The 13044-nt window shown below is 71.4% G+C and carries 10 protein-coding genes and 1 pseudogene; 7 read left to right on the top strand and 4 right to left on the bottom strand.

Annotated features, from left to right (window positions below; all coding sequences use genetic code 11):
* Positions 1 to 20: 20 nt before the first annotated feature.
* Positions 21 to 3026, bottom strand: a complete 3006-nt coding sequence (locus V2W30_RS11510) for a bifunctional [glutamine synthetase] adenylyltransferase/[glutamine synthetase]-adenylyl-L-tyrosine phosphorylase (RefSeq protein ID WP_338695892.1) — start codon at positions 3024 to 3026, stop codon at positions 21 to 23.
* A 157-nt stretch (positions 3027 to 3183) separates the two neighbouring features.
* Between V2W30_RS11510 and V2W30_RS11515 the strand changes: the two genes are divergently transcribed.
* From V2W30_RS11515 to V2W30_RS11530, 4 genes and pseudogenes are all read left to right on the top strand, one after another.
* On the top strand, positions 3184 to 3618 hold the full coding sequence (locus tag V2W30_RS11515; RefSeq protein WP_338695894.1) for a VOC family protein: 435 nt from the start codon (positions 3184 to 3186) through the stop codon (positions 3616 to 3618).
* Between the two features lies 1 nt (position 3619).
* Positions 3620 to 4066 (top strand): annotated as a pseudogene (locus tag V2W30_RS11520) (TolB family protein); the annotation flags it as partial.
* 3 nt (positions 4067 to 4069) lie between these two features.
* A complete protein-coding gene (locus tag V2W30_RS11525; RefSeq protein ID WP_338695895.1) occupies positions 4070 to 4486 on the top strand; it encodes a VOC family protein in 417 nt (138 codons plus the stop codon).
* Between the two features lie 57 nt (positions 4487 to 4543).
* Positions 4544 to 5479 (top strand): transposase family protein, encoded by a 936-nt coding sequence (locus V2W30_RS11530; protein WP_338693548.1) that lies wholly within the window; start codon positions 4544 to 4546, stop codon positions 5477 to 5479.
* Between the two features lie 115 nt (positions 5480 to 5594).
* On the opposite strand, the gene V2W30_RS11535 is transcribed toward V2W30_RS11530, so the two are convergent.
* Together V2W30_RS11535 and V2W30_RS11540 are read right to left on the bottom strand one after the other, a co-directional pair.
* Complete coding sequence (locus V2W30_RS11535; protein ID WP_338693547.1) at positions 5595 to 6365, bottom strand: transposase family protein; 771 nt, start codon at positions 6363 to 6365, stop codon at positions 5595 to 5597.
* A gap of 123 nt (positions 6366 to 6488) precedes the next feature.
* Positions 6489 to 7850: a glutamine synthetase family protein gene (locus V2W30_RS11540; RefSeq protein ID WP_255968977.1), complete on the bottom strand. Its 1362-nt coding sequence runs from the start codon at positions 7848 to 7850 to the stop codon at positions 6489 to 6491.
* Positions 7851 to 8130: 280 nt separating this feature from the next.
* Here V2W30_RS11540 and V2W30_RS11545 point away from each other — a divergent pair, with 280 nt between their 5' ends.
* The 3 genes from V2W30_RS11545 (at position 8131) to V2W30_RS11555 (ending at position 11615) form a co-directional block, all read left to right on the top strand.
* Positions 8131 to 8805: a DUF3105 domain-containing protein gene (locus tag V2W30_RS11545; RefSeq protein WP_338695899.1), complete on the top strand. Its 675-nt coding sequence runs from the start codon at positions 8131 to 8133 to the stop codon at positions 8803 to 8805.
* 23 nt (positions 8806 to 8828) lie between these two features.
* Positions 8829 to 9431 (top strand): DUF305 domain-containing protein, encoded by a 603-nt coding sequence (locus V2W30_RS11550; protein ID WP_338695901.1) that lies wholly within the window; start codon positions 8829 to 8831, stop codon positions 9429 to 9431.
* A 270-nt stretch (positions 9432 to 9701) separates the two neighbouring features.
* A complete protein-coding gene (locus tag V2W30_RS11555; RefSeq protein ID WP_338695902.1) occupies positions 9702 to 11615 on the top strand; it encodes a S53 family peptidase in 1914 nt (637 codons plus the stop codon).
* On the opposite strand, the gene V2W30_RS11560 is transcribed toward V2W30_RS11555, so the two are convergent.
* Complete coding sequence (locus V2W30_RS11560) at positions 11588 to 12664, bottom strand: hydroxyacid dehydrogenase (RefSeq protein WP_338703563.1); 1077 nt, start codon at positions 12662 to 12664, stop codon at positions 11588 to 11590. The genes V2W30_RS11555 and V2W30_RS11560 overlap by 28 nt on opposite strands.
* Positions 12665 to 13044: the final 380 nt, after the last annotated feature.

Consider the following 13044-nt stretch of genomic DNA (forward strand, 5'->3'; position numbering starts at 1 on the left):
GGGCGCGCGGCCGGGCGGCCCTACGCCCCGTAGAACCGCTCCTCCACGACCGCCCTCGCGCGCCGGGTGGTCCGCCGGTAGTCGTCCAGCATGTCGCCGACGTGCCCGGGGTCGTAGCCCAAGTACCGTCCCACGGCGCCGAGTTCGCGCCCGTCGGAGGGGAACGTGTCCCCCGCGCGGCCGCGCACCAGCATCACCGCGTTACGGACCCGGGCGGCGAGCACCCACGCCTCGTCCAGTATCGCGGCGTCCTCCGCGGGCAGCAGACCGGCCGCGCAGGCCGCCGCGAGGGCCTCGCGGGTGCGGGTGGTGCGCAGGCCCGATTCGGCCCAGCCGTGCTGGAGCTGGAGGAGCTGCACGGTCCACTCGACGTCGGACAGGCCGCCGCGGCCGAGCTTCGTGTGGAGCGTGGGGTCGGCGCCGCGCGGCATCCGCTCCGACTCCATGCGGGCCTTGAGGCGGCGGATCTCCCGCACGGCGTCGTCGCCGAGGCCCTCGGCCGGGTAGCGCAGCGGGGCGATCAGATCGATGAAGGCGCTGCCCAACTCCTCGTCCCCGGCGACGTGCTGGGCACGCAGGAGCGCCTGGGACTCCCACACGAGGGACCAGCGGCGGTAGTACGCCTCGTAGGACTTGAGGGTGCGCACCATCGGCCCCGACTTGCCCTCGGGGCGCAGGTCGGCGTCGATCAGGAGCGGCGGGTCGGCGCTCGGCAGGGCGAGCAGCCGGCGCATCTCGGCGACGACCTTGTTCGCGGCCTGCGCCGCCTCGTGGTCGCCGACACCCTCGCGGGGTTCGTGCACGAACAGGACGTCGGCGTCGGAGCCGTAGCTGAGTTCGTGTCCGCCGAAGCGGCCCATGGCGATGATCGCGAAGCGGGTGGGCAGGGTGTCGCCCCAGCCCTCGCGGACGACCGCGCGCAGCGTGCCCGCCAGGGTCGCCGCCGTCAGATCGGACACGGCGCCGCCGACCCGGTCGACGAGGGCTCCCTGGTCGGCGACGACGGGATGCTCCTCGGTGCCGTACGAGGCGACGATGTCGGCGGCCGTCGTACGGAACAGCTCCCTGCGGCGCACCCCGCGCGCCGCGGCCACGGCCTGCTCGGCGTCGGCGGCCCGGCCGACCGCGGCGAGCACCTCCTGCTCCAACTGGGCATGGTCGCGCGGCTCCAGGCCCTGCGGCGCGCCGAGCAGGGCGACCGCTTCCGGGGCGCGCATGAGGAGGTCGGGGGCGAGGCGGCCGGCGGACAGGACGCGGGCGAGGTTCTCGGCGGCGGCGCCCTCGTCGCGCAGCAGCCGCAGGTACCAGGGGGTCTTGCCCAGCGCGTCGGAGACCTTGCGGAAGTTGAGCAGGCCCGCGTCCGGGTCCGCCGAGTCCGCGAACCAGCCGAGCAGCACCGGGAGCAGCGTGCGCTGGATGGCGGCCTTGCGGCTGACGCCGGACGCCAGTGCCTCCAGGTGGCGCAGGGCCGCGCTGGGGTCCGCGTAGCCGAGGGCGACCAGCCGCTCGCGGGCGGCTTCGGTGCTCAACCGGATCTCGCCGGGCGCCAGTTGGGCGACGGCGTCGAGCAGCGGGCGGTAGAACAGCTTCTCGTGCAGGCGGCGGACGACCGAGGTGTGGCGCTTCCAGGCGCGGTTGAGGTCGGTGATCGGCTCCGTGCGCATGCCCATCGAGCGGCCGATGCGCCGCAGGTCGGCCTCGTCCTCGGGGACCAGGTGGGTGCGCCTCAACTTGTAGAGCTGGATGCGGTGTTCGAGCGTCCGCAGGAAGCGGTACGCGTCGTCGAGCTGGACGGCGTCGACCCGGCCCACGTAGCCGCCGTCGGCGAGCGCGGCGAGCGCGTCCAGGGTGGTGCCGCTGCGCAGTGACGCGTCCGAGCGTCCGTGCACCAACTGGAGGAGCTGGACGGCGAATTCGACGTCGCGCAGGCCGCCGGGGCCGAGCTTCAGCTCGCGCTCGACCTCGCCCACCGGGATGTTCTCGACGACCCGCTTGCGCATCTTCTGCACGTCGGGGACGAAGTTGTCGCGCTCGGCGACCTGCCAGACGAGCGGCGAGACGGCGGCCAGGTACTCCTCGCCGAGCTCCGGGTCGCCGGCCACCGGGCGGGCCTTGAGCAGCGCCTGGAACTCCCAGGTCTTGGCCCAGCGCTGGTAGTAGGCGAGGTGGGAGGAGAGGGTGCGCACAAGCGGGCCGTTGCGCCCCTCGGGCCGCAGGTTCGCGTCCACCGGCCAGATCGTGCCCTCGACGGTCGTCTCGGAGCAGATCCGCATCATGTGCGAGGCGAGCCGGGTCGCGGCCTGGACCGCCTTGCCCTCGTCGGCGCCCTCGACGGCCTCGCCGACGAAGATGACGTCGACGTCGGAGACGTAGTTCAGCTCGTGGCCGCCGCACTTGCCCATCGCGATCACCGCGAGCCGGCAGAGCGCGTCGTCGGCGGGCGCGGCGGCGCGGGCGATGGCCAGGGCCGCGCGCAGGGTCGCCGTCGCCAGGTCGGCGAGTTCGGCGGCGGTCTGCACGATGTCGGTCGTGCCGCACACGTCGCGCGCGGCGATGGACAGCAGGCAGCGCCGGTACGAGACGCGCAGCGACACCGGGTCGGTGGCGTCGGCGAGCCCGCGCTCGAACTCCTCCACCCCCGGGTGCAGATCGCTCGGCTCGTACGTGACGAGGGCCTGCCAGTCGCTGGGGTGGCGGGCGAGGTGGTCGGCGAGGGCCTCGGAGGCGCCGAGCACGCCGAGCAGCCGGTCGCGCAGCGGCTTCGCCGTGATGAGCGTGTCGAGGAGTTCGCGGCGGCCCGTGTCGCCCGCGGCCGTCCGCTCCTGGGCCTCGACGAGCCGGACCAGGCCGAGCAGCGCGAGATCGGGGTCGGCGGTGGCGCCGAGCGCGTCCAGGAGCAGCGGGTCGGAACGCACGGTGGACAGGGCGGGGGCGTCGAGCAGCCGCTCGGCCGCGGACGGATCGGTGAACCCGTGTCGCAGCAGGCGCGTGAACGTACTGCTCCGTCTCCCCTGCGGCACCGACATCGACCGGCCTCCTGTTCGATCACCCACCGGCCTTGAGCCTACTGCCGTTCACCTGGTGCCGATGAGTCGCGCACGGGTGCAGAGTCGTTCCTACGCACCGGGCGGGACGCCGGCAGGGTCCGGCCCGGAATCCGGATACGCACCAGGAGGGCGCGCCATGGAATGGACCCTGGAAGTCGTCACGGTTCCCGTCGTCGACGTGGACCGCGCGAAGGAGTTCTACGCCGACCGGGTGGGCTTCAAGGTCGACCTGGACAGCCAGGTCGCACCCGGCATCCGCATCGTGCAGCTGACCCCGCCCGGCTCGCGCTGCTCCATCGCCCTGACGGAGGGCCTGCCCGGCGCTCCCGGCCAGCCGCCGATGGAGCCGGGTTCGCTGACCGGGCTCCAGGTGTGTGTCACCGACATCGCGGCGGCGCGCGAGGAACTGGTGCGGCGGGGTGTCGACGTGAGCCCGGTGCAGCACGCGGGCGCGGGCGGCTGGGAGGAGGGGCCGGGCGGTGACGTCTGGAACTCGTTCATGTTCTTCAAGGACCCGGACGGCAACGGCTGGACGGTGCAGGAGGCGCCGTCGCCGCTGGCGGAGAGGTAGCGGAGGGGCGCGGCGGGCGGCGGACGTCAACTTCTGGGGTGTCACGTTCCGTTCGGACGACCGGCACTTCTACGCGACGCTCGCCACCGGCGGCAGGACGTACCTCGTCCGCGGCGATCTGCGCACCCGCACGGTCACCACGCTGCACGCGAACGTCGAGTGCCCGTCCCTCTCCCCCGACGGCACCCGGATCGCGTACAAGAAGCGCGTGCCGGGACTGCCCGCGGACGCGCCCTGGCGCCTGTACGTACTGGACCTGACCACGCTGCGGGAGACCCCGCTGGCCGAGACGCGCAGCGTCGACGATCAGGCGGTGTGGAGCGACGGCCGTCACCTCACGTACGCGCTGCCCGGCGACTACGGCGCCGACCTGTACACGGTCCCGGCGGACGGCACCGGCTCCCCGCGCCTCCTCCTGACGGCGGCGGTCTCCCCGGCCTACCTTTGACTCATGGACATGACCCTCGAGGTGATCCCGCTGCCCGTCTCCGACATCGACCGGGCCAAGGCCTTCTACGTCGACCAGGTCGGCTTCCGCTGCGACGTGGACCGTGAGCTGATGCCCGGCTCCCGCATCGTCCAGCTCACCCCGCCCGGATCGGGCTGCTCCATCGTCCTCTCCCAGGGCGTCCCGATCCCGACGGGCACCCCCGCCCCCGGCACGTACCACGGCCTCCAGCTCGTCGTGACGGACATCAAGGCCGCCCGCGACGAACTGACCGGCCGCGGCCTGGACGTCTCGGAGCCGGTGTCCTTCGGCCCGGACGACGGCGGCACGTTCATGCACTTCACGGACCCGGACGGGAACGGGTGGGCGGTGCAGGAGTACCGCAGGCGGGCGACGGTTCCGCTGCGGGACGCGCTCTAACGAGCTCGTGCACGGTAGGCGGTGAGACGTCGAGCCTGGATGGTTGATCATGGTCGGGTGGTGGGGAACTCGACGCGCGCGGTGATCATCGGCAATCGGCGGATCACGGGGCTGACTGCCGGAGTGATTGCTGAACTCGTCGAGGAGATCGGACCGTTGTGGCATGAGCGTCATCAGGCGAGGCTTGCCGCTCGCCCGCGGCAGAGGGCTGTGGGCGCAGGCGCGAAGTACCGGCTGGTGTTCGTCGACCGGCTGCTGGCCACGCTGGTCCATCTTCGTCACGGGGTCACCCATGATGTGCTGGCCTGCTGGTTCGGAGCGGACCGTTCCACCGTCACCCGGGCCATCGGTGAGGTGCGGCCCCTGCTCGCCGAGCGGGGCTGCACCGTCAGCCCCGACGTGCGGCTGCGGTCTCTCGCTGAGGTTGTCGACCATCTCGGCGCGAGCGGGGCGACCGGCATCGTCGACGGCACCGAGATCCGGGTCCGCCGGCCCGCTGCCGGACGCAAGGACCGCGACAAGTTCATCTCCGGCAAGAACAAGCAGAACGCCGTCAAGTCCATGGTGGTCACGGACGGCGAAGGCCGCGTGCTGTGGTGCAGCCCGGCCCGTCCCGCAAGCTGCGCGGACATCACCCATGCCCGCCAGTTAGGGCTGGTCAACCTCTTGGCCGACGGGCCTGCAGTCGAGATCCTGGCTGATGCCGGCTACCAGGGACTGGGCGCCCAGACCGGTGGCCGGGTGGTGACACCACCGCACCGCAAGTTCAAGAAGAACGCCCCGGACTGGTACGAAGAGATGCACGAGCGCCAGCGCAAGGCGCACTCATCACGACGTATCCGTGTCGAGCACGGCATCGCCCATCTGAAGAACTGGCGGGCCCTGGCCCGCCACCTCGGCCGCCGCGAGCACATGAGCGACACCGTCCAAGCCATCGCCGGCCTGCTGTCCCACCAGCAGACCGCGGACCTGAACCCGACATGGCAGATGTGAAGCTGGGTCGCACCGAAGTTCGCGACGTCTCACCGCCTACCGTGCACGAGCTCGTAAAGCGTGTTGCACAAGGCGGTGTTCGGGCAGGTCAGGGTTAGTGAGGGCAGTCCTCTGGTCATGAGGCGAGGGCGAGGTTGTGCATCTGGGCGACGGCTTGGACGGCGTGGTGAAGGCCGTCGCCGTGCTGCCGGCAGTCGCGGAGGATCTTGTAGTTCTTCATCCGGCCGATCACATGCTCCACCCGGGCCCGCACCGTGCGATGGGCGGCGTTGTCGGCCTCCTCGCCCGCCAGCAGCTCGCGTCGGGGGCGTTTGCGGTGCGGGGTGACCATCCCGCAGTTGAGGTAGGCGCCGTCGGCCAGCATGGTCACGCCCTGGCAGTGCTGGGCCAGGCCGGAGGCCCGCCAGGCGTGCGCGTCCGCGGTGGTGCCCGGCACCGGCCGGGCCGCGGCGATCACGAGACGGGTGTCGGCATCCACAATGACCTGCACGTTTGCGGAGAACCGGTAGTTGCGTGAGGAGGAGCCGACGTGCCGGTCGCGGACCGGGATGAGGGTGCCGTCCACGATCCACAACCGGTCCGCCGCGTCGGCCGGACGGGCCACCGGCTCCAGCGCGAGCAGCGGGCCGAGCTTCTGGATCACCCGGCACACGGTCGAGGAAGAGGTCCCGAACAGCGGCCCGAGCTGCCGCATGGTCAGGTTGGTGCGGTAGTACACGGCCACGATCAAGACCCGTTCGGCCAGCGGCAGACACCACGGACGGCCCCGCAGCGTGCCGTTGCCGCCTCGGTCACGGACCACCCTCAGCAGCCGCCCGAACTGCTCCATCGACAGCCCCGTGAACGTCTCCACCCACACCCGTTCAGCCCTCAACACCCCAGCCATACACCGGATATGCCCAGTTCACGGCCTTGTGCAACACGCTTTAGGACCGCGCCCGGCCACGAAACAGCCGCAGCCGCGCCCGCTCGGTCATGAGCGGACGCGGCTGCGGCTTTCCGGCGGGGCTTACAGCACCGGCAGGTTCTTGCGGAGCTCGAAGGCGGTGACCTCGCTGCGGTACTCCTCCCACTCCTGCTTCTTGTTGCGCAGGAAGAAGTCGTACACGTGTTCGCCGAGCGTCTCCGCGACCAGTTCCGAGCGCTCCATCAGGGCGATGGCCTCGCCGAGGTTCTGCGGCAGGGGCTCGATGCCCATCGCGCGGCGCTCGGCGTCGGAGAGGGCCCAGACGTCGTCGTCGGCGCCCGGCGGGAGCTCGTAGCCCTCTTCGATGCCCTTGAGGCCGGCGGCGAGGAGGACCGCGTAGGTGAGGTACGGGTTGGCGCCGGAGTCGATGGAGCGGACCTCGACCCGGGCCGAGCCGGTCTTGCCGGGCTTGTACATCGGGACACGGATGAGCGCCGAGCGGTTGTTGTGGCCCCAGCAGATGTACGAGGGCGCCTCGCCGCCGGCGCCGGCCGTGCGCTCCGAGCCGCCCCAGATGCGCTTGTAGGAGTTGACCCACTGGTTCGTGACGGCCGAGATCTCCGCCGCGTGCTTCAGCAGACCCGCGATGAACGAGCGGCCCACCTTGGAGAGTTGGTACTCCGAGCCCGACTCGTAGAACGCGTTGCGGTCGCCCTCGAAGAGCGAGAGGTGCGTGTGCATGCCGCTGCCCGGGTGCTCCGAGAACGGCTTCGGCATGAAGGTCGCCTGGACGCCCTGCTCCAGCGCCACCTGCTTCATGACCAGGCGGAACGTCATGATGTTGTCCGCCGTGGAGAGCGCGTCGGCGTAGCGCAGATCGATCTCCTGCTGGCCGGGGGCGCCCTCGTGGTGGCTGAACTCGACCGAGATGCCCATCGATTCGAGCATGGTGATCGCCTGGCGGCGGAAGTCCATGCCCACGTTCTGCGGGGTGTGGTCGAAGTAGCCGGAGTTGTCGGCGGGCGTGGGGCGCGAGCCGTCGAGCGGCTTGTCCTTGAGGAGGAAGAACTCGATCTCGGGGTGGGTGTAGAAGGTGAAGCCGAGGTCGGAGGTCTTGGCCAGGGCGCGCTTGAGGACGTAGCGCGGGTCGGCGAAGGACGGGGATCCGTCGGGCATCAGGATGTCGCAGAACATGCGCGCCGTGCCGGGGGCCTCCGCACGCCACGGCAGGACCTGGAACGTGGCCGGGTCCGGCTTGGCGATCATGTCGGACTCGTAGACCCGGGCGAAGCCCTCGATCGCCGAGCCGTCAAAGCCGATGCCCTCGTCGAAGGCCTGCTCCAGCTCCGCCGGGGCCACGGCCACCGACTTCAGGAAGCCCAGCACGTCCGTGAACCACAGACGTACGAACCGGATGTCGCGCTCCTCCAGGGTCCGGAGCACGAATTCCTGCTGCTTGTCCATCTTCCGCTTCCACCCATCCTTGCTGGTCAGGCCGCCTGCTCCTACGCCGCCGATCAGGCCTGGTCACATCCCACCACACGCCGGTTTCGTGCGCGTTGCCGACCTTGATCGTCCTTGACCGGCCGGTGTTGTGTTCATAGTGCCTGGTGTACCCGTCCTGGCCATAGTGCCTGCCGTGCGGAGCGGCCGGGACACCACCTCCCCCCGCCCCGTTTTCCGCACTACGATCAGCGGGCCCGCACGCCCCATCCGTTGCCAGCCGTCGCCAGAAGGACATCCCATGGGTTCCGCGAAGAACACGTCCGCCGCGTCCCGCCGTGACCGTATAGAGGAGATGCGCCGCGCCGACCGGTCCCGGGAGCGGCGCGGCCGGATCGCGATAGTGGCCGTGAGCGCCGTGGTCGTGGCGGCCCTGGTCGGCGTCGGCGCGTGGGCCGTGACCAAGGGGGACGACGGGTCCTCGGACAAGGCCGAGTCCAAGGCCGCCGGCTCGGCGTCCGGGCACTTCACGTACGACAAGGACGGCGTCGGCACCTGGAGCGGCAAGCTCGCCCGCAACCACGTCGCGAAGAAGGTCTCCTACCCGATGACGCCCCCGGTCGGCGGCGACCACAACCAGGTGTGGATGAACTGCAACGGCGACGTCTACGAGAAGGCGCTCGCGAACGAGAACGCCGTGCACGCCCTTGAGCACGGCGCGGTCTGGGTGACGTACAACGACAAGGCCGCCGACGCCGACGTGAAGGCGCTGGCGGCCAAGGTGAAGCAGACGCCGTACACGCTGATGAGCCCGGTCGAGGACCAGAAGGACCCGATCATGCTCAGCGCGTGGGGCCACCAGCGGACCGTGAAGAGCGCCTCGGACCCCGCGGTCGCCTCCTTCCTCGCCACGTTCGTGCAGGGCAAGCAGACGCCCGAGCCGGGGGCGGCCTGCACGGGCGGTCTGTCGCAGTGAGGCGTCGTACGACCGGTTGGCTGATGTCGGCCGCGGCGGCGGCGCTCCTCGCGGGCGGCGCCGTCACCTACGCCGTCGCCGACGGGGACGGCGGCCCGAAGGACCTCCGGGTGCCCGCGGCGGAGTCGGCGGACGCCGGGTTCGCCCGCGACATGGCCGTCCATCACCAGCAGGCCGTCGAGATGGCGTATCTCGTGCGTGACCGCACGAAGGACGAGGAGGTGCGCCGGCTCGCGTACGACATCGCGCAGACCCAGGCCAACCAGCGCGGGATGCTGCTCGGCTGGCTCGATCTGTGGGAGCTGCCGAAGGTGTCGGCGAAGCCGCCGATGGCGTGGATGGGGATGGCGGACGCGCCGGTCGGCGAGGACGGCGCGCTGATGCCGGGGATGGCGACCGACACACAGTTGGAGCGGTTGCGGTCGGCGAGCGGGCAGCGGGCCGAGGTGATGTTCCTGCGGCTGATGATCGCGCACCACAAGGGTGGGGTGCACATGGCCGAGGGATGTGTGCGGCGGTGCGAGGTGGGGGCCGAACGGCGGCTCGCGCGCGGGATGGTGGCGTCGCAGCGGTCGGAGATCGATCTGATGACGGGGATGCTGACGGAGCGCGGCGCCAAGCCGTAGCCGTAGTCGCGGTCGTAGTCGTAGTCGCAGCGGCAGCCGTAGTCGTAGCGGCAGCCGTAGCCATAGGGGCAGCGGTGGCGGTAGCGGTCACCAGCGCCGCCGTCCCTGGGCCAGGTGACTCATGGAGTATCAAATCGGCTGATCCCGGCCGTACTTGATTCGACTTGACGGCTTCTTGATCGTTCCATTCCCCCGGCGTGAACGGTTCGTGGCGAGAGTGGGCCATCTGCGTGTGCATTACACGTGCACCTCACCCAAGGGGTTCCACTCATGAGATCCATCCGCATCGCAGCAACACTCCCGCTGCTGGCCGGTGCCCTCGTCCTCGCCGCTCCGGGCGCCCAGGCCGACGCCGGTGCGGCGCGCGACACCCTGTCCGGCACCAAGCCGCTGTGGGCCACCGGCACCGCCGACCAGGGCTCCACCGCGAACGGCAGCACGGTCCGGGCCCGCGTCTACCTCGCGGGGCGCGACGCCAAGGGGCTCGCCGCCTACGCCAAGGCCGTCTCCGACCCGTCGTCCGCCTCGTACGGGAAGTACCTGAGCGCCCAGGAGACGCAGGACCGCTTCGGCGCGTCGAAGGAGCAGATAGCCGAGGTCACGGCCTGGCTGACGTCCTCCGGCCTGACCGTGACCGGCACCAGCGCCCACTACATCGCCGTGTCGGGTGATGTGGCGGCGACCGAGAAGGCGTTCGGTACGCAGCTGCACAACTACGCCAAGGGCAGCCACACGTACCGCGCCCCGTCCGCCGCGGCCTCCGTCCCCGCCTCCCTCGACGGCGCCGTGCTCACCGTCACCGGCCTGGACAGCGCCCCGCACAAGGCGACGAAGCAGGACCAACTCCCGCCGCCGGACGCGGTGTTCCGCAACTCCGGCCCGTTCTCGTCGTACTACGGCTCGAACGTCGCGACGACGCTGCCCGACGCGTACGGCACCAAGGTCCCGTACGCCGTGAAGGGGTACACCGGCAAGCAGTTGCGCGCCGCCTACGGTGCGGGCAAGGCCACCGGCAAGGGGGTGCGGGTCGCGATCACCGACGCGTACGCCTCGCCGACCATCGCGAAGGACGCGGCGACGTACGCGGCCAAGAACGGTGACGCGGCCTACGCGAAGGGGCAGTTGAAGCAGGTCCTGCCGAAGAAGTACGCGCGGACCGAGGAGTGCGGCGCGGCCGGCTGGTACGGCGAGGAGACCCTCGACGTCGAGGCCGTGCACGCGGTGTCGCCGCAGGCGGACATCACGTACGTGGGCGCGGCGTCCTGCTACGACGACGATCTGCTCGACTCGCTGAACAAGGTCGTCGACAAGCACCTCGCCGACATCGTCTCCAACTCGTGGGGCGACGTCGAGGCGAACCAGACGCCCGAACTGGCGGCCGCCTACGACCAGGTGTTCCAGCTCGGCGCCGTCGAGGGCATCGGCTTCTACTTCTCCTCCGGCGACAACGGCGACAACGTCGCCTCCACCGGCACGAAGCAGGTCGACACCCCGGCCGACTCGGCGTGGGTGACCGCGGTCGGCGGTACGTCGCTGGCCGTCGGCAAGAACGACACGTACAAGTGGGAGACCGGCTGGGGCACGCTGAAGTCCACCCTGTCGGCGGACGGCACCAGCTGGACCGACTTCCCGGGCGCGTACAACTCCGGCGCGGGCGGCGGCACCAGCAAGTCCGTCGCGCAGCCCTCCTACCAGAAGGGCGTCGTGCCGGACGCGCTGGCCACGGCGAACGGCTCCGTGAACCGCGTCGTGCCCGACATCGCGGCCATCGCCGACCCCAACACCGGCTTCCTGGTGGGCCAGACGCAGACCCTGCCCGACGGTTCGCAGGCCTACGACGAGTACCGCATCGGCGGTACGTCGCTGGCGGCGCCGGTGATCGCGGGTGTGCAGGCCCTCGCCCAGCAGACGCGGGGCGGCGCGCCGCTCGGCTTCGCGAACCCGTCGATCTACGCCCGCTACGGCTCGCCGCTGTACCACGACGTGACCGACAAGCCCACGGGCAAGGACCTCGCGGTGGCCCGGGTCGACTTCGCGAACTCCTACGACGCGTCGGAGGGCCTGCTCACGTCGGTGCGCAGCCTCGGCAAGGACGCCTCGCTGAAGGCCGTGCGCGGGTACGACGACGTCACCGGGGTCGGTTCGCCGGCGCCGGGCTACGTGTCGTCGTACCGCGGTCGGTGATCCGAGCGGAACCGTAGCGTTCCCCGCGCCCTCGGGGCGCGGGGAACCGCCTGACGGGGAGGGCGGGTCGGCGCGCGCTCACGCGACCCGCCGCAGGTCCCCCGGTCGACCCGGCCGGCCGGCTCCCGACCGGACACGTACCGCTCGACCTCCTCGACCGCGTACACGCCGAGGCGCCGCACCTCGCTCCCCTGCGCCCCGGCGACGTGCGGGGTCACCAGCACGTTCGGCAAGGTCAGCAGGGGGTGCCCGGCGGGCAGCGGCTCCGGGGTCGTGACGTCCAGGTAGGCCGACAGGCGCCCCGTGCCGCACTCGGCGGCCAGCGCCTGCGTGTCGACGAGCGCGCCCCGCGCCGTGTTGATCACCGTGCCGCCGTCCGGGATCAGCCGCAGCATCTCCGCGCTCACCATGCCCCGCGTCGTGGGCAGTTCGGGTGCGTGCACGCTCACCACCGAGCTGCGCCGGCACAGCTCCGCGAGGCCCACGAGTTCCACGCCGAGCCGCGCCGCGCCGTCCGCGTCGACGTACGGGTCGCACAGCAGCACCCGGTACCCCGCGGGGTCGGCCCGCAGCGCCTCGATCACCCGGCGCCCGATGCGGGACGCCCCGATCACCCCGACGACCCGCCCGTCCGCGCCGGTCCGCTCCGTGAAGCCGGGCCACGCCCGCGCGTACCCGGCGGCCGCCGCGAGCGCGCCCTTCGCGGCGAAGGTGACGGCGGCGAGCGTGAACGCGACGACCGGCCCGGCGTTCGCGTCGGCCGCCGAGGAGACGGTCAGGCCGCGCTCCCACACCGCGTCCGTGACGATCGGCCTGACCGATCCCGCGGCGTGGATCACCGCCCGCAGCCGGGGCGCCAGGTCGAGGACCTCGGCGGTCAGCGGCGGGCAGTCCCAGCCCGTGACGAGAACCTCCGCCGCGCCCAGCGCCCGCGCGGCGGCCGGGCCGTGGAGCGGTCCCGTCAGCGGCGGACCCGCCAACTCCACACTGCGGGCCAGCCGTTCGCGCACGTCGGGCGGGAAGACCCGCTCGACCACCTGCGCACCCATGGCCAGTACCGCCGTCGGCCGGTCTGCCGTCACTCGCCGCCACCCCCGCGTCTCTTTCGCTGCCCTGTCACTGCCCGGTCACTGCTCTGCCGCCGCGCCGACTCGCGCCGCCGCTGGGTCTCACCTGAGTGAAACCGGTTACACCGAACCTTCAGGAGGCTAGGCATCCGCCCACCCTAGGGTCAAGAGAACGCTGAACCAAGGGGGTTGACCCGCCGTAGTAACCGTTTTAGATTCCGCTCACCTTGTTCCAACGACGGAGGGGTTTCCGTGCCCACGGTGGCGAAGGAAAGGCCCGATACCGGGGCGGTGAAGACCTCCGGTGGGCCACAAAACGGGTCAATTGACCGCACAGTACGTCGAGATACGAAGTGGAAACG

This window comes from Streptomyces sp. Q6 (genome assembly GCF_036967205.1).
In the GTDB taxonomy this organism is placed as follows: Bacteria; Actinomycetota; Actinomycetes; order Streptomycetales; family Streptomycetaceae; genus Streptomyces; species Streptomyces citrinus.